Genomic DNA, 16,680 nt, shown 5'->3' with positions numbered 1-16,680 from the left:
GGTATGACCGTGCGACAACAACCCGCCACCTCCCCGTCCCGGACGTCCGCGGCGCGCACCGAGCGCCGCGGCGCCGGGAGCGGCGGCCGCCGGCCCGGCCCGCACCGGTCCGGCGGCTCCTACGCGCTGTTCGGCCGATTGCGCTACGCCTACGTCTCGCCCGCGCTTCTGCTCGTCGCAGTCCTGCTCTACCTGCCGTTCGTATGGACGGCCTGGCTGAGCCTGACCCGCTACGACGGCCTGGGCTCGCCGGAGTTCATCGGCCTGGACAACTACACCCGCCTGTTCCAGGACGAGGCGCTGATCACCTCGATCCGCAACACCCTGCTGTGGGTGGCCGGCACGACGGTGCTTCCGGTCGGGCTGGGCCTGCTGGTCGCCGTGCTCTCGTACGACATCAAGGGCGGCCCCTGGTTCCGGCTTCCGTTCCTGCTGCCGTACGCCATGTCCGGAGCCGGGCTGGCCCTCGTCTGGGGCTTCATCCTGCAGCCCGAGGGCGTCGCCAACCAGGCACTGAGCTTCTTCGGCATGCCGGGCGGCGACATGTCGTTCCTCAACGACGGCCCGGAGAACACCTTCGCCATGCTGGCGGTGTGGACCTGGCAGCAGCTCGGCGTCAACATGCTGCTGTTCGTGGTCGGCCTGCAGTCGATCCCCCGCGCGCCGATCGAGGCCGCCCGGATCGACGGCGCCTCCGGCTGGCGGCTGTTCCGGCACGTGCTCTGGCCGCTGATGCGCCCGCTCACGACCGTGGTGGTCGGGCTGGCGCTGGTGGCGAGCCTGAAGACGTTCGACATCGTCTGGGTGATGACCCAGGGCGGTCCGGGCCGGACGTCGGAGACGCTCGCGGTGACCATGTACCGCGACGTGTTCGTGGCCGACGAGTACGGCTACGGCTCCGCGGTCGCGGTACTGCTGACCACCGTCACCGGGCTCGCCTCGTACGCCTACATGCGCCGCCAGATCGGGAAGGAGGACCACTGATGCGTTCCACCGCCGCCAGTGCGGTCCTGCGCCGGGCCGTGCTGGCCGGGCTCGGGCTGATCTGGCTGTTCCCGACGTACCTCATCCTGGCGAACGCGTTCCGGCCCGCCGGCGAGTACAAGCCCTCCGACGCGATCAAGCCGTCCGGCAGCTTCGCGCTGTTCGACAACATCGCCGAGGTGTGGGAGCGCACCGACATCGCGCAGAGCCTGTTCAGCACGATGCTCTACGCGCTGGTGTCACCGGCGCTCGCCGTGCTGCTGGGCGCGCTCGCCGGGTACGCGATCGTGGTGCTGCGGCTCAGGTACGGCTTCGCCTGGTTCATGCTCATCTACGGCGGGTCGATCTTCCCGTTCCAGATGTTGCTGGTGCCGCTGTTCGTCGGGTACAGCAAGACCCCGCTGTACGACACCAGGCTCGGCATGATCCTGATCCATCTGGCCATCAACATCCCGTTCGCGGCGCTGGTCATGCGCAACTTCTACGGCGGGGTGGCGATCTCGATCTTCGAGGCCGCGCGCATGGACGGCGCGTCCACGATGCGCGTCTTTCTGCGGATCTTCCTGCCGGTGTCGTGGCCGGCGCTGGCCGCGGTGTTCATCTTCGAGTTCACGTTCACCTGGAACGACCTGCTGTTCGGGCTGACGCTCACGCAGTCGGAGACCGCACGGCCGGTCATGACGGAGATCGCGGCGCTGACCACCGACGTCTACGCGGGCACGCCCGTGCCGATCGCGCTGGCCGCCGGGCTCGTGGTGTCGCTGCCGACCGTCGTGCTCTTCCTGGCGACGCAGCGCCTGTTCGCGCGGGGGCTGTCCATCGCCCAGCTGTGATCGGCATCGCCCGGCTTTGATCGGCTTTTTCTCAACCAGCTCTCATTTGTTCAAGGGGAAACATGACGAGCCGTCTGTTGCAGGCCAGTCTCGGATCACCCGACTATGACGGGATCCGCGACGCGCTGCGCCAGGACTCTTCGGTCGAGGTCCTCGCCGTCCGCGGGCTGGCGGTCCGTGCCGCCGTGCTGCCGCTGTTCAAGCGGGACGGCGACGGGGGCCTTCGGCAGGTCGTACGGATCGACGTGACCGGTGAGGCCGCCGGCGGCCTCGACCTCGCGCTCGAAGACGAGGACGGCTCCGGCGTCGCCACGGGATGGACGGACGACCAGGGGAGTGCGACGCTGCTCGTACCGGAGGTCGCCGAGACGCGGCGGCTGACGCTGCGCGTGCGCGACGTCGCGGGACTGGTCGGCGCCGCGCCGCTCGACGTCACGCCGCAGCGCAAGTGGAACGTCTTCGTCGTCCATCACTCCCACCTGGACATCGGCTACACCGACACTCAGGGAACGGTGCTCCGCCACCACCTGGACTATCTGGATGCGGCGTTGCGGCTGGCCCAGGAGACCGCGGACTGGCCGGACGACGCGCGTTTCCGCTGGTCGGTGGAGTCGTCGCTGCCTGCGTTGCGCTGGCTGGCCACCCGGCCCGAGGATATGGTCGCCGAGTTCTCCGAACGGTCCCGGGCAGGCCAGATCGAGGTCACCGCCTTCCCGATGCAGTTGCACACGGAGGCGTGTTCGGTCGAGGAGCTCTACCGGCAGCTGCGTTTCGTCGAGCGGCTTCGTTCGTCGTACGGCATCGACGTGCGGTCGGCGATGCACACCGACATCCCGGGCGCGGTCGTGGGTGTCGTCGACGCGCTCAACGCGGCCGGCGTACGTTACCTCGCGGCGGCGCACAACTGGGCCGGACGGTCCGTTCCGTACATCACGGGCGGCGACAAGCTCGGCCGGCCGTTCCGGTGGCGTGCCCCCAGCGGCCGCGAGCTGCTCGTGTGGTTCACCGACACCCCGCATGGCATGGCCTACATGGAGGGCAACACCGTCGGCCTCGTCGATGGCTACGACCTGGCCGAAGACCTGCTGCCGCGCTATCTGGGCTCGCTCGCCGACCGCCCCTACCCGTACGGGCCGGGCACGTTCGGCTGGTACGCCGCGCCCGGGCAGGTCGGCGCGGCCAAGGCGCCCGACGCGCTGGACGCGGTGCACCTGCGCGTGCAGGGCGCGCACGCCGACAACGCGGGACCGTCGATCATGCCCGCCGAGATCGCGCGCAGGTGGAACGAGACGTGGGCGTACCCGCGACTCCGCATGGCGACCAACGCCGACTTCTTCGAGCATGTCGAGGAGCACCACCTCGACCAGCTCCAGGTCCACGAGGGTGACTGGACGGACTGGTGGGCCGACGGGCTCGGCTCGGGAGCCCGCCCGCTCGGATACGTCCGGCGGGCGCAGAACGTGCTGCGCACCGCTGAGACCCTGCACTCCCTCGCCGGGGCGACGGCCGAAGGCGTCGACGAGGCGTACGACAAGGCCGCGCTCTTCGATGAGCACACCTGGGGCGCCGCCAACCCCTGGGAGGACGCCGAAGAGGGCAACGACTCGGGCGGCCTGCAGTGGACCCGCAAGTCCGCCGTGGGTTACCAGTCCTACGACGACGCCCTCGACCTGCTCCAGGCAGGTGCCCGTCGCTTCGGCGCGACGCAAGGGCCGGCGCGGGACGCGCTCACCTCGTTCGTCGTCGTCAACCCGGGCACGTTCGCCCGTACTGACGTGGCGCGGGCGTTCCTGCCCCGCGACGTGGTCGCCGTGGACGTCCCGATCACGATCGTGGATGCCCGCACCGGCGAGCCGGTGCCGCACCGTGAGGAGGAGGTCGACCCGGACGAGTGGCCGACCCGCCCGATCGGCCGGCACCTGGAAGCCGTCGTCCCGGACGTGCCGGGTCTCGGCCACGTACGGCTGGACGTGGTCCGGGGTGAGGCGCCCGCGCCAGAGCCGATCGACCTCGGCCGCGACGGCGTCATCGAGAACGAGTACTACCGGGTGACGTACGACCTCGCCGAGGGATATCTCAGCTCGGTCTTCGACAAGGTCGCGGGACGCGAGCTGGTGAACGCCGACGCGGCTGCGGGCTTCGGCCAGTACATCTACGACCGCTACGCCACCGCGCCGCACTTCAACCACCTGTCCGGCCACATGCTCGTGCACGACAAGACGCTCCTGGGCGACCGCGCGATCGGCAGGAACGCCGGTGTGGTCAGATGCGAACGCACGCCCGCGGGAGAACGGCTCGTCGTGGAGCTGACCGGCAAGGGCATCGACTGGCTGCGGACGACGATCGACCTGTACGCGGGTGTCCCGCGCCTGGACCTGCGCTTCCAGCTGGGCAAGCAGCCGACGGCGGCCAAGGAGGCGGTCTTCTTCTCCTTCCCCTTCGCGGTCGGCGGGCCGCCGTCGGTGTGGGAGCTCACGGGCGGCGTCGGCGGCACCCACGTGCCGAGCGTGCCGGGATCGGCGGAGCACATGCGCCCGATCAGGCACTGGACGGCGTTCGAAGACGCCGATCTCACCGTCGCGTGGGCGACGCTGGAGGCGCCGTTGGTGCAGTTCGGCTCGATCCACATGCCGTACGCGCCGTTCCCACCGACACTCGATGTCGAGCCGTCCACGGTCTACTCCTGGGCGCTCAACAACATCTGGGACACCAACTTCCCGTCGCAACAGTCGGGAGAGACCACGTTCCGGTACGCCGTCGCCTCGGCCACGGGCGGCGTACCGGGACGTCGGCTGGGTGCGGCGACCGCCGCCGGGCTCACCGACACCTTCGTGGCGACCCTCGCGACCGGCGAGGACGAGGCGGCCGCGACGGGTGCCTTCGTCTCCGTCGACGACCCGGACGTGCTGATCACCTCGATCGGCCGGGTGGACGGCGACCTGGTCGTGCGTCTTCAGTCGCTGGCCGACGGGCCCGTGGAGGCCGGACTCCGGCTGCCCGGGCTCCGCCGCGCCCTCGTCGACTCCGGCCTCGGCCGTGACGTCGAGGAAGTGCCCGTCCGGGACGGCGCCGCGGTCGTCCGCCTGCCCGCATGCGGGATCGTCGCCGTCACGGTGAAGGGGAACGTGTAGATGAAGATCACCGACATCCGGGCCACCACCGTCGCGGTGCCCCTCGAAGCGCCGCTGCTGCACAGCAACGGCGCCCACTGGGGCCGCTTCATCCGCACGATCGTGGAGGTCGAGGCGGACAACGGGCTGGTCGGACTGGGCGAGATGGGCGGCGGCGGAGAGAGCGCCGAGGCCGCGTTCCGCGCCCTGGCGCCCTACCTGGAGGGGCACGACCCGTTCGAGCTGGAGGCGCTCCGCTTCAAGATCGCCAACCCGACGGCCAGCCTCTACAACAACCGCACACAGATGCTGGCGGCGATCGAGTTCGCCTGTATCGACCTCATCGGCCAGCACCTCGGGGTCCCCGCGTACGACCTGCTCGGCGGCAAGATCCGGGACACGGTCCCGTTCGCGTCGTACCTCTTCTACCGGTATCCCGGGAAGGACACGGGCGAGGTCCGCACGCCCGAGCAGCTCGTCGCGCACGCCCGCGCGCTCAAGGAGGAGCACGGGTTCTCGGTCCACAAGCTCAAGGGCGGGGTGTTCCCGCCCGGCTACGAGCTGGAGTGCTACCTGGCGCTGGCGGAGGCGTTCCCGGACGACCGGCTCCGGTACGACCCGAACGCGGTGCTGAGCATGGACGAGGGCGTCCGCTTCGGCAAGGCGATCGAGCATCTCAACAACGACTACCTCGAAGACCCCGTTTGGGGACTGGAGGGGCTCCGCCTGGTGCGCGAACGCGTCGACGTGCCCCTCGCGACGAACACCGTCGTGGTGAACTTCGAACAGCTCGCTACCAACGTGCTGCGCCGCAGCGCCGATGTGGTGTTGCTGGACACGACGTTCTGGGGCGGCATCCGTCCCTGCGTCAAGGCGGCCGGGATCTGCGAGACGTTCCAGGTCGGGGTCTCGGTGCACTCCTCGGGCGAGCTGGGCATCCAGCTCGCCACGATGCTGCACCTGGGAGCGGTCCTGCCCAACCTGACCTACGCCGCGGACGCGCACTACCACCACCTCGCCGACGACGTGATCGAGGGCGGCAAGCTGCGGTACGTGGACGGCCGGATCCCCGTGCCGACGGGGCCCGGCCTCGGTGTCCGGCTGGACCGTGACAAGGTCGCGGAGTACGTCGAGCTCTACCGCGAGCTGGGTGGCTACCCGTACGACCGCGACCCCGGCCGCCCCGGCTGGTACCCGCTCGTTCCCAACGAACGTTGGGCGGACCCGACCGTCACGCTCAGCGCGATTTGAGTCAGTCGCGTTCCGAGGTCAGGCGGGTCGGGTGGTCAGGCGGGCTCTGAGGCGCCGAGTGCCCGCAGCGGCTCCCCGGTCAGCCGGTGGACGGTCCACTCGTCCTGCGGCGTCGCGCCCAGCGACTTGTAGAACCCGATGGCCGGGGTGTTCCAGTCGAGCACCGACCACTCGACTCGCCCGTATCCGCGCTCCACGGCGATGCGGGCGAGTTCGGCCAGCAGGGCCTTGCCGTACCCGTGCCCACGCACGTCCGGGCTGACGTAGAGGTCTTCGAGGTAGATGCCGTGCTTGCCGAGCCAGGTGGAGAACGAAACGAACCACAAGGCGAAGCCCACGACTTCGCCCTCGTGCTCGGCGACATGCGCGAAGACCTTCGGCTCGGCGCCGAAGAGGGTGCTCCGCAGGTCCGCCTCGGTCGCCTTCACCTCGTTGGCCGCACGCTCGTAGGTCGCGAGCTCGTGCACGAGCCGCAGGATGGTGGGGACATCGTCAGGAGTCGCAGGCCGAATCATGCCTGACAGGCTAGCGACTCCCGACGAGTCCTTCTTGCAGCGTGGTGAGCAGGTGTGCCCGGATGGTCAGGCCTGCTTGGTCTCCCAGAAGATCTTGTCGATCTCCGCGATCTTGCTCAGCAGGTCTTCCGCGACCTTGACGTCGAGGCTGCCCTTGGTGCCGCTCGCGCCGGCGAGCTTGGTGGCCTCGTTGAACAGCTGGTGCAGCTGCGGGTACTTCTCGAAGTGCGGCGGTTTGAAGTAGTCGGTCCAGAGCACCCAGAGGTGCTCCTTGACCAGTTCGGAGCGCTGCTCCTTGATCTGGATCGCCCGGGCCCGGAAGGCCGGGTCCTCGTTGGCGGCGTACTTCTCGATGATCGCCTTGACGGACTCGGCTTCGATGCGTGCCTGCGCCGGGTCATAGACACCGCACGGCAGGTCGCAGTGCGCGGAGACCGTGGTCTTCGGACGCAGAAGGTTGACGAGCACCTGCGTTTCCCTTCCCTCGTATCGGATCATGCTCAGGCCACCGACACTACTCTTGTGGCCTGGAGGGCGTACGGGCAGGGCGCTCGGTCTTTGGGCCTAGGACCCGCCCCTCGGACGGCCCTCACGGGCGTGTTGTATCCGCCAATGCGGAAGGAATGCGGGCGGAGCGTCAAAGCCGAGGTCATGTGGGGGAGCGGTGCTTCGCATTCCGTGGCGCGTCGTCGCGGTGACGGGGGATTCGATGGCGCCCACGCTGCGTCCGGGCGACGCGCTGCTCGTGCGGCGTGGCGGCCGGGTGACGGCCGGCGACCTCGTGGTGGCGCGCCATCCGGAACGCACGGGCACGCTGACCGTGAAGCGCGCCACGTTCCGGGACGGCGACGGCTGGTGGCTGGAGAGCGACAACCAGGGAGCGCGTGGTCGCCGTGACAGCTGGAACTGGGGCGCCGTGCCCGACGAGCTGGTGATCGGACGCGTGGTCGCGTGTTACTGGCCGCCGTCGCGGGCCTCGGTCTTCCGTCCGTCCGGCTGAGAGGACCGCCGCTGGGCCGGCACGGTGGTGTCGATCGCCGCCCGGGCGCTCGTACGGGACGGATGGTGGGCCGCGGCCACGCTCGGCCGGCCGGCGCACCGTTCCGAGCAGTAACGCTGGGACATGTTGGCCGTCGAGTCGAAGAACACCCGCTCGCAGCCGTCGGCGCGGCAGATCCTGAGCCGGTCGAGTCCGCGGTCGCTCACCTTGACGGCCAGCCCCATCGCCGCCCACGCCGCGTACCGGTCCTGAATCGAGCCGCCCTCGTTCAGATGCAGGTGCCAGCGCAGGCCGTCGTGGCCGGAGAGCTGCGGATGGACCGGATGGTGCATCAGCAGCGAGTTGAGCCGGTCGATCGCGTCCTCTTCGTCACCGGCCACCGCGGAGACGAAGACGGCGCGCAACTGGGCGCGCAGTTCGCGCATGGCGTCGAGGTCGCGGTGGGAGACCCGGCCACCCAGATGGGGCCGGATCACCAGCAGCTCCCGCAGCGCGTCGAGGTCACGCAGATTGTCCGCCTGCGAGTCTTGCGTGTTCACGAGTTCGATCGCCAGGTCTGCGTAAGAGGCGAGGTCCACGTTCGCTCCTGACGGAGTCGACCTGATCGTGCGAATCGTAGGTGTCATTCCCCCTTGTCGAGTATTACACCTCCGAGCATCCCGGAGACCGAAGTGGCCAACGCGGAATATGAAATATTGTGCGGCACCCATGGGTGTGGACCGGCAAATTGATCGCCACATGCCCGATATAACGGAGATTTCACAGTCGTCACGGATGCTTCGCAGACGATTACGGCCCGTGATCCTCGCCTAGGGATCACGGGCCGTTCGCTCAGATATGAGGGACCATCCTCGCTTCGCCGCGGTCGCCCCTCATATCCGGTTGACGCCGTCCGCGCGGGCCTGCGCGGCCACGGCCGCGGTGACGGCGGGCGCGACGCGCTCGTCGAACGGGCTCGGGACGACGTAGTCGGGGGCCAGGTCGTCGCCCACGATGTCGGCGATCGCGGTGGCCGCCGCGAGCTTCATGTTCTCGGTGATGGAGTGCGCCCGCACCTCGAAGGCGCCCTTGAAGATGCCGGGGAACGCGAGCACGTTATTGATCTGGTTGGGGAAGTCGCTGCGGCCGGTGGCGACCACCGTGGCGTGCCGCCGCGCGACCTCCGGGTGCACCTCGGGAGTCGGGTTGGACAGCGCGAAGACGATCGCGTTGTCCGACATCGTGGCGATGCACGACTCGTGCACGGTGCTCCCGGACAGGCCGATGAACACGTCGGCGCCGCGCAGCGCCTCCTCGGTCGAGCCCTTGAGGTGCGACCGGTTGGTGATCGCGGCGATCCGCTGCTTGATCGGGTTGAGGCCGTCCCGGCCCTCGTAGATGAGGCCCTTGCTGTCGGACAGCGCGATGTCGCCGATGCCGGCGTTGATCAGGATCCGGGAGACCGCGATCCCCGAGGCGCCCGCCCCGGCGACCACGGCGCGCAGGTCCGACAGCGGCTTGCCGATCAGCCGCGCCGCGTTGGTCAGCGCCGCCAGCGCCACGATCGCGGTGCCGTGCTGGTCGTCGTGGAAGACCGGGATGTCGAGCGCTTCCCGCAGCCGGTCCTCGATCTCGAAGCAGCGCGGCGCGCTGATGTCCTCCAGGTTGATGCCGCCGAAGCTCGGCGCCATCCGGGTCACGGTGTCGACGATCTCGTCGACGTCGGTCGTGCTCAGCGCGATCGGCACCGAGTCCACCCCGGCGAACTCCTTGAACAGCAGCGACTTGCCCTCCATGACCGGCATGGAGGCGGCCGGGCCGATGTCGCCCAGACCCAGCACGGCGGTGCCGTCGGTGACGACCGCGACGACCTTGGAGGTCCAGGTGTAGTCGTAGGCCAGCTCCGGGTGGTCGGCGATGGCCGTGCACACCCGCGCGACCCCGGGCGTGTAAGCCAGGGACAGATCGTCCTTGTTGCGCACCGGGATGGTCGAGCGGACCTCGAGCTTGCCGCCGCGGTGCAGCGGGAAGGCCGGATCGTCGTCATAGGAGAGCGGTTCGTTGGGAATGGGCTGAGCAGCCACAGCGACCCCTGTCAGAGAATTGGGTATGCGGGCGATGCCGCCGCGTAGGTGCGGTCTGTTGGCCGTCACCGTGTTGGGCATCTCGCGACGTACGGGGGTCACCCGTTGTCCGATTGTGCCATACCTGACCGCGCCCGATCCTGAAGTGTGAGGTGGCGGCCATCACCATGACGTCACAGCGTGATACCAATCTTACGCACTGCGTTCGTATTACGGTGATCTTCCCAAGCGGGGTTGCAGTGTTGTCCGATTGTTTCGGAGCCTTAATCCAGATAGCGCCTGGTGTAGGCCAAAATGTGCCATTGACCTCCGGATCTGCGAGGATCCGCTGAACCGAACTGGAGGGGGACCTGTGATCATTGGTTCTCTGCGCCGTAGTGTTGTAGCGACGGCCGCGCTTGCCCTGACCGGTCTCCTGGCGCTGAGCGCCTGTGGTGACGACGGTGGAGACACGGGCGGGACCAAGGCCGCCGGCGGCTACAAGCCGGTGAAGGCCGGCAAGCTCACTGTCTGCACCAACCTGCCGTACCCGCCCTTCCAGTTCGACCAGGGTGGCAAGACGGTCGGCTTCGACGTCGACATGATCGACCTCGCCGCCAAGAAGCTGGGGCTGACCCAGGAGATCACCAGCCTCGACTTCAACCTGATCAAGAGCGGTGCCGCGCTGAACTCGCGCAAGTGCGACGTGGCGGCGGCCGGCATGACGATCACCGACGAGCGCAAGCAGGTGTTGAACTTCTCGCGTCCGTACTTCCCCGAGTACCTCGCTCTCCTGGTGAAGAAGGGCTCCGGCCTCAAGACGCTTGACGACGTCAAGGCCAAGAACCTCAAGCTCGGCGTTCAGGCCGACACCACCAGCCTCGACATGGCCAAGGAGAAGGGCTTCACGCCCAAGGAGTTCAAGGACTCGGGCAAGCAGCTCCTCGCGCTCCAGTCCGGTCAGGTCGACGCGGTCCTGCAGGACCTGCCGGTGGTGAACGACTGGATGAAGAAGGGCGACATCTCCGGCAAGTTCGAGGTCGCCGGCGAGATTCCGACCGGCAAGCAGTACGGTTTCGCGGCCAGGAAGACGGGCAGTGAGGACCTGATCAAGGCCATCAACGAGGCCGTGACCGAGTCCATCAAGAACGGCACCTGGGCCGCCACCTACAAGAAGTGGATCGGTTCGGAGCCCAAGTCGATGCCCGCGGAGAGCTGATCCCGGCGATGACCACGACCACGGAGCCTGCCGGACCGGCCGGGAAGACCCCCGGCCGGTCCGGCGGGCTGAGCCCCCGCAAACGGCAACAGATCATCCGGTACGTCCAGTACGCGGTCTTCGTCGGCCTCGTGGTGGTGGCCGCGCTGCTGGCGGACTGGCCCAGGCTCTCCGACCAGTTCCTCAACTTCGGCAAGCTCGAGGGCAGGTGGGGGACCCTTTTCACCACCGCCCTCAAGAACACGATCATCTACACCCTGCTCGCCTATGCGGTCGGCATGGTGATCGGGCTGGTCGTCGCGTTGATGCGGCTGTCGCAGGCCGCGCCCTACCGCTGGTTCGCTCTGGTCTTCATTGAGATCTTCCGGGGGCTGCCGGCGCTGCTCATCCTGGTGCTGTTCGCCTTCGTCCTGCCGGTCGCCTTCCCGATCTTCGCCAACCCGCCGGGCGGCGTCTACTTCCAGGTTGCGGTCGGCCTCGGCCTCGTCGGCGCGGCCTACATGGCCGAGACGATCCGGGCCGGCATCCAGGCGGTGCCGAAGGGGCAGCTCGAAGCCGCCCGTTCGCTGGGCATGTCCCGCGGTCGGGCGATGATCTCGATCGTCATCCCGCAGGCGTTCCGCATCGTCATCCCGCCTCTCACCAACGAGCTGGTCCTGATGTTCAAGGACTCCTCGCTGGTCTTCGCCCTCGGCGTCACCGCGAACGAGATCGAGCTGACCAAGTTCGGTGAGAGCATCTCGATCGAGAAGGTGAACCCGACCCCGATCATCGCCGCGGGTCTGGCCTACCTGATCATTACCATCCCACTGGGTTTCGTCGTGCGCCGACTCGAGGCCCGCCAGGCGAAGGCTCGGTGAGCGCAGTGAACCATGTGGTTGAGATCCGCGACCTGCACAAGTCGTTCGGCAACCTCGAAGTCCTGAAGGGCATCGACTTCACCGTCGACCGCGGCCAGGTCATCTGTGTCATCGGCCCGTCCGGCTCCGGCAAGTCGACGCTGCTGCGCTGCGTGAACCTTCTGGAGGAGCCCACCAAGGGCACGGTGCTCGTCGACGGGGCAGACCTCACCGACCCCGACATCGACATCGACGCGGCCCGCCGCCAGATCGGCATGGTCTTCCAGCAGTTCAACCTCTTCCCGCACCTGAAGGTGCTGGACAACCTCACCATCGCGCAGCGCCGTGTTCTCAAGCGCGGCAAGGCCGAAGCAGTGCGGGTGGCCCGGGAGAACCTGGCCAAGGTCGGGCTGGAGGACAAGGCCAACAGCTACCCGGCTCAGCTCTCCGGTGGCCAGCAGCAGCGCGTCGCCATCGCGCGGTCTCTGTCGATGGACCCGGACCTGATGTTGTTCGATGAGCCGACGTCGGCGCTCGACCCCGAACTGGTCGGCGATGTGCTCACCGTCATGCGCAAGCTCGCGCAGGACGGCATGACCATGCTCGTGGTCACGCACGAGATGGCCTTCGCCCGTGACGTGGCCGACCGCGTGGTCTTCATGGACGGCGGTGTGATCGTCGAGCAGGGTCCGCCGTCCCAGGTCATCAGCGACCCGCAGCACGAGCGCACCAAGATCTTCTTGCGCCGCGTCCTCGACCCCACCCACGTCGAGGTCGGCGGGGCATCCGACGTGGACACGCTGGACGCGTCCCGATCCCACGAGACAGGAACTCCCCCGGTCGACCCGACCCATCGCGGCGGCGGTGGTGTCGGCGGCTTCTGACCGGAGCCGCCGACACCACAAGGCAAGGGCGGTTGGTTCTGCGAAGGCAGAGTCGGCCGCCTTTGCCTTGTCACTCAACACGTTCGACCACGCCAAGAGGTCTCACCGACAAGGCCGGGCACCCGGTCAGGGTCAGCGGATCGCGAAGCGCTGGTCGCGGGTCTTGTTGCACTTCCAGAGGATCAAGGGTGCGTTCTCCCGGTTCGAGCCCCCCTTGATGGAGAGGCACTTGGTGCGCTCGGAGTACCGGGCGGGGCGGATCTCGCAGTTGGACTGGTTTCCGTAGCAGACGATCCAGAAGACCTGGTTGATCCGGCCGTTGCAGGACCAGACGATGGCTTGCGTGCCCTTCCGGTACCGGTTGGGAATGTCGAGGCACAGATTTCCTCGGTGCTGGGCCCTCAGCGTGTACCAGCCGCCTCGAACAGGAGTGATCTCCCACTTCTGGTTCTTCTTCCCCAGGCAGGTGTACTGGTTCACCTTGGCGCCCTTCCCGCGGGCACCGTGGACGGTGATGCAGACGCCTGGGGCGTGCCTCGGCTTGAGGTAGTGGACGCCGGGCACTCCGGCCACCTTCGCCGCCGGTGGCTTGGCGGAGGTCCCGGACGGCTCCGGGTCCGCCTGGTCCGCCCAGGCCGACGCGGTGCCGAGAGTGCCGGCCGCCGCAATGGCGGCCGCTCCGATGACCACGGAGTTACGGATGGATCGTCGCATGGTGGCTCCTTTGCTCAAGGTGGGAAGAGCGCACCATGCGACCGTCTCGGTGCCGTCTCAGGAACGTCGTGAGAGCGTCTTCAGCGCAGGTCAGGCGTGCCGTGGTGAGGGGAGAGGCAGGCGGCCCGGGGCGGCAGCGAGATGTACCTGCCGACGCGATTCGCGCACTGAGCGAGCGGAACGCGGCCCGGGGGCGTTGCGGCGATCTAGGCCGTGTGTAATGTGCGGGGCATGTTCGCTGTCACGGCTTCGCAGTTCGACGCAGACAATCCGCTGACCGGCCTGACCCTGGGCGAGCGGCCCGATCCGGTGGCGCCCGAGGGTTGGACGACGGTCACGGTGAAGGCGACCGCGCTCAACCATCACGATCTGTGGTCGCTGAAGGGCGTGGGGCTCCGCGCGGAGCAGCTCCCGATCATCCTCGGCTGCGACGCGGCGGGTGTGGACGAGGACGGGAACGAGGTCATCGTGCACTCGGTGATCGGCGACCCGGACCGGGGTGGCGGTGACGAGACGCTCGACCCGAAGCGTTCGCTGCTCTCGGAGTCCCACGACGGCACGTTCGCCGAGAAGGTGGCGGTGCCGCGGCGCAACATCGTGCCCAAGCCGGCGGAGCTGTCCTTCGAGGAGGCCGCCTGCCTGCCGACCGCCTGGCTCACCGCCTATCGCATGCTGTTCGACAAGGCGGGCCTGGCGCCGGGCTCGACCGTGCTGGTCCAGGGGGCGGGCGGAGGTGTCGCGACCGCGCTGATCGCGCTGGGCGCCGCGGCGGGCTTCCGGGTGTGGGTCACCAGCCGGAGCGAGGGCAAGCGCAAGCGGGCGCTGGAGCTGGGGGCGGACGAGGCGTTCGAGCCTGGCGCGCGGCTGCCCGAACGGGTCGACGCGGTCATGGAGACCGTCGGCGAGGCCACCTGGTCGCACTCGCTGAAGTCGCTCCGGCCGGGCGGGCGCATCGTGGTCTCTGGCGCGACCAGTGGCCAGGTGCCGCCCGCGGAGCTGAGCCGGGTGTTCTTCCTGCAGCTGTCGGTCGTCGGCTCGACGATGGGCACCCGCGACCAGCTGGAGCGGCTGGCCCGCTTCCTGGTCAAGAGCGGCGTCCGGCCGCGGATCGACCGGGTGCTGCCGCTGGCGCGGGCGAACGAGGGCTTCGCGGCGATGGCCGAGGGCGAGCTCTTCGGAAAGATCGTCTTCACGCCCTAGCGGCTCAGCGGTCGCGGTCCAGGATCTCGTTCTTGAGACGTTCGCGGGTCTCGTCCAGGAGCGCCTGAACGGCGGTGAGGTCGTCGTCGTCCAGGCGCGCCTTCTTGGCGCTCTTGCGGACGTCCTCGACGAACTTGCGCAGCAGGCGCTCCAGCTTGAGGCGGGCGATGTCGTCCTTGGAGCCGGTCGCGGTCTTCCAGGCTTCGTCCCAGTTCTGCCGCCACTCCTCCATCCAGGCCTGCTTTTGCTCACGCCAGTGGTCCTTTTGGCGGCGCCACTCCTCGCGCGGGCGGTCGGTGGTCTCCTTCCAGGCGTCCTTGGACGTGGACCGGGACTGGTCGCGCATGTCGCGGGCGGCCTGGGTGAGCTCCTCGCGCAGTGACCGCACGGTCTGGCGGACGTCCTGCTGGACCTCGCGGGCGAACTCCTGGGCGGAGGCTGTGATCTCCTCCTCCAGTTCGGCCAGCTCGTCCATGCGGCGTTCGAGCTCCGCGCGCCCCTTGTCGGTCAGCGTGTAGACCTTCTTGCCCTTGATGACCTCATGGCTGACCAGGCCCTCGGCCTCCAGCCTGGCCAGGCGGGGGTAGATCGTGCCGGGTGAGGGGGAGTAGACCCCGAGGAACCGGTCCTGCAGCAACCGGATGACCTCGTAGCCGTGCCGCGGGCTCTCCTCCAGCAGCTTGAGCAGGTACAGCCGGAGGCGGCCATGGCCGAAGACGGGGCTCAACTCAGTTCTCCATTCCGGATGTGTCGATCTCTGGGGCGTCGTCCTCGGGCCTGCTGAGGAGGGTGACACCGCCCGAGACCGTGGTGACCGACAGCTTGCCGGAGCCGTCCCCGATCGTGCCGCCCAGGCTCCGGCCGACGGGCGGCCGGTCCTGCCGGTCGAGGCCGGCGAACGAGGTGTCGATCTGGCCGACCGCCGAGTTCAGGTTGACCGTGGCCGAGGTCGAGTCGGGGACCCGGAGCGTGACCTCGCCGGAGACGGTGTTGACCTCGACCCGGCTCGTCCCGGCCAGATCGACGTCGGCGGCGATCCGGCCGCTGACCGTACGGGCCGCGAGCCGGTCGATCGAGCCGCCGGCGAGGGCCAGGTCGCCGGAGACGGAGGTGAACGCGACCTTGCCGTCCAGGCCCTGTGCCTCGACGGCGCCCGACACGGTGTTGGCGTCGATGTCGCCGACGACCCCGTCGAGGGTGACGTCGCCGGTGCCGCTCTTGATCGAGGCACGGGCGGTCAGCCCGGCGATCACCGCGTCCGCCGAGACCAGGTTGATGGTGACGGGGCACTCCCGGGGGACCGTGACGGTGATGTCGGCGTGCACCTTCTGCCGTTGCAGCCAGCTGAGCATGCCCTCCCACATCCGCTCGTGGGTGACGCTCAGCATGCCCGCCTCGTGTGTGATCACCAGCGGCGGCCCGTCGATCGCGGCGACCTGGATCGAGGGCCGGTCGTCGGAGGCCAGTACCGAGATGCTCCCGGCGATCAGCGTCGCCTTCAGCGCGACCACGCCGTCGAAGTCGAGGGTGGTCGGTTCTTCGATCGTCCAACGCGACATCGCGTCTTGCCTTTCGTTCGAGCCCTCAGGTCACGGGACCGGAGACCACCTACCAGTAAACACGATATGTCGCGTCCACCCAAAGTCAAGACATGTCGCGTCTGTCGGCTACTCGTCGTCCTCGTCGTCCAGCCGTGCCAGCCAGGTCGCCAGCCGTTCGACCGGCGTCTCGAACTCGGGGTTGAGGTCGACGAACTCGCGCAGCCGGTCGGCCAGCCAGACCAGGCTGACCTCCTCCTGGCCACGCCGCTCGACCAGCTCCTCGATCCCCCGATCGGTGAAGTACATGTTGTGATCCTCTCACCAAACGTGAAGGGTCCCGGGCGAGCGCCCGGGACCCTTACATGACCTTCATCGCGACGACCGCCTCGGCCACTGTCACCACGCGACGACCCCAGCCCGCACGCGAGCGCGCTAACGGGTCGTGAAGCGAGCCGAAGGCGAAGCTTCACGAGAGATCGCGAAGCGATGTCGCGCTCGCCGCTTTTGCGGTTCGGGGGCCGAGCCGCCAGGCGAGGCCCCCGAGGCCG

Annotated in this window: 17 protein-coding genes; 9 read left to right on the top strand and 8 right to left on the bottom strand. The window is 68.6% G+C overall.

What is annotated here, in order from left to right:
- The first annotated feature begins 3 nt into the window (after positions 1-3).
- From F8566_RS34920 to F8566_RS34905, 4 genes are all read left to right on the top strand, one after another.
- Positions 4-984: a carbohydrate ABC transporter permease gene (locus F8566_RS34920; RefSeq protein WP_151566137.1), complete on the top strand. Its 981-nt coding sequence runs from the start codon at positions 4-6 to the stop codon at positions 982-984.
- Entirely contained in the window at positions 984-1,817 is an 834-nt protein-coding gene (locus F8566_RS34915) for a carbohydrate ABC transporter permease (protein ID WP_151566136.1), read from the top strand. The genes F8566_RS34920 and F8566_RS34915 overlap by 1 nt, the downstream gene beginning before the upstream one ends.
- Before the next feature lie 62 nt (positions 1,818-1,879).
- Entirely contained in the window at positions 1,880-4,948 is a 3,069-nt protein-coding gene (locus F8566_RS34910) for a glycoside hydrolase family 38 N-terminal domain-containing protein (RefSeq protein WP_151566135.1), read from the top strand.
- Positions 4,949-6,178 carry an enolase C-terminal domain-like protein gene (locus F8566_RS34905; RefSeq protein WP_151566134.1) on the top strand — a complete coding sequence of 410 codons (1,230 nt, stop codon included), beginning with the start codon at positions 4,949-4,951 and terminating at the stop codon, positions 6,176-6,178. It begins immediately after the preceding gene.
- 35 nt (positions 6,179-6,213) lie between these two features.
- Here F8566_RS34905 and F8566_RS34900 read toward each other — a convergent pair whose 3' ends face one another.
- Positions 6,214-6,693, bottom strand: a complete 480-nt coding sequence (locus tag F8566_RS34900) for a GNAT family N-acetyltransferase (RefSeq protein ID WP_151566133.1) — start codon at positions 6,691-6,693, stop codon at positions 6,214-6,216.
- Between the two features lie 66 nt (positions 6,694-6,759).
- Positions 6,760-7,161: a superoxide dismutase, Ni gene (gene sodN / locus F8566_RS34895; RefSeq protein WP_225993779.1), complete on the bottom strand. Its 402-nt coding sequence runs from the start codon at positions 7,159-7,161 to the stop codon at positions 6,760-6,762.
- A gap of 196 nt (positions 7,162-7,357) precedes the next feature.
- Between sodN and sodX the strand changes: the two genes are divergently transcribed.
- Positions 7,358-7,693, top strand: coding sequence for a nickel-type superoxide dismutase maturation protease (gene sodX, locus F8566_RS34890; protein ID WP_225993778.1), 336 nt, complete (start codon positions 7,358-7,360; stop codon positions 7,691-7,693).
- Here sodX and F8566_RS34885 read toward each other — a convergent pair.
- Both F8566_RS34885 and F8566_RS34880 read right to left on the bottom strand, forming a co-directional pair.
- Positions 7,648-8,271, bottom strand: a complete 624-nt coding sequence (locus F8566_RS34885; RefSeq protein ID WP_151566131.1) for a CGNR zinc finger domain-containing protein — start codon at positions 8,269-8,271, stop codon at positions 7,648-7,650. The two genes, sodX and F8566_RS34885, sit on opposite strands and share 46 nt — an antisense overlap.
- A 294-nt stretch (positions 8,272-8,565) precedes the next feature.
- Positions 8,566-9,756: an NAD(P)-dependent malic enzyme gene (locus tag F8566_RS34880; protein ID WP_225993777.1), complete on the bottom strand. Its 1,191-nt coding sequence runs from the start codon at positions 9,754-9,756 to the stop codon at positions 8,566-8,568.
- 352 nt (positions 9,757-10,108) lie between these two features.
- Between F8566_RS34880 and F8566_RS34875 the strand changes: the two genes are divergently transcribed.
- The 3 genes from F8566_RS34875 to F8566_RS34865 are packed head-to-tail and all read left to right on the top strand — an operon-like array spanning position 10,109 to position 12,677.
- A complete protein-coding gene (locus F8566_RS34875) occupies positions 10,109-10,954 on the top strand; it encodes an ABC transporter substrate-binding protein (protein ID WP_151566130.1) in 846 nt (281 codons plus the stop codon).
- An 8-nt stretch (positions 10,955-10,962) separates the two neighbouring features.
- A complete protein-coding gene (locus F8566_RS34870) occupies positions 10,963-11,814 on the top strand; it encodes an amino acid ABC transporter permease (protein WP_151566129.1) in 852 nt (283 codons plus the stop codon).
- The gene (locus F8566_RS34865) at positions 11,811-12,677 is read left to right on the top strand and encodes an amino acid ABC transporter ATP-binding protein (RefSeq protein WP_404800373.1); all 867 of its coding nucleotides are present in this window, start codon (positions 11,811-11,813) and stop codon (positions 12,675-12,677) included. The genes F8566_RS34870 and F8566_RS34865 overlap by 4 nt, the downstream gene beginning before the upstream one ends.
- Positions 12,678-12,809: 132 nt before the next feature.
- On the opposite strand, the gene F8566_RS34860 is transcribed toward F8566_RS34865, so the two are convergent.
- Positions 12,810-13,391, bottom strand: a complete 582-nt coding sequence (locus tag F8566_RS34860; protein ID WP_151566128.1) for an RICIN domain-containing protein — start codon at positions 13,389-13,391, stop codon at positions 12,810-12,812.
- 231 nt (positions 13,392-13,622) lie between these two features.
- Between F8566_RS34860 and F8566_RS34855 the strand changes: the two genes are divergently transcribed.
- On the top strand, positions 13,623-14,591 hold the full coding sequence (locus tag F8566_RS34855; protein ID WP_151566127.1) for a zinc-binding dehydrogenase: 969 nt from the start codon (positions 13,623-13,625) through the stop codon (positions 14,589-14,591).
- Positions 14,592-14,595: 4 nt separating this feature from the next.
- On the opposite strand, the gene F8566_RS34850 is transcribed toward F8566_RS34855, so the two are convergent.
- The 3 genes from F8566_RS34850 to F8566_RS34840 form a co-directional block, all read right to left on the bottom strand.
- Positions 14,596-15,318, bottom strand: coding sequence for a PadR family transcriptional regulator (locus F8566_RS34850; protein WP_151566126.1), 723 nt, complete (start codon positions 15,316-15,318; stop codon positions 14,596-14,598).
- A gap of 1 nt (position 15,319) precedes the next feature.
- A complete protein-coding gene (locus F8566_RS34845; protein ID WP_151566125.1) occupies positions 15,320-16,150 on the bottom strand; it encodes a DUF4097 family beta strand repeat-containing protein in 831 nt (276 codons plus the stop codon).
- Between the two features lie 108 nt (positions 16,151-16,258).
- Positions 16,259-16,438, bottom strand: coding sequence for a DUF6104 family protein (locus tag F8566_RS34840; RefSeq protein ID WP_151566124.1), 180 nt, complete (start codon positions 16,436-16,438; stop codon positions 16,259-16,261).
- Between the last annotated feature and the right edge of the window lie 242 nt (positions 16,439-16,680).

Source organism: Actinomadura rudentiformis, from assembly GCF_008923185.1.
Taxonomy (GTDB): domain Bacteria; phylum Actinomycetota; class Actinomycetes; order Streptosporangiales; family Streptosporangiaceae; genus Spirillospora; species Spirillospora rudentiformis.
The sequence above is the reverse complement of the archived record's forward strand: the minus strand, read 5'-3'. Positions and strand labels throughout refer to the sequence as shown.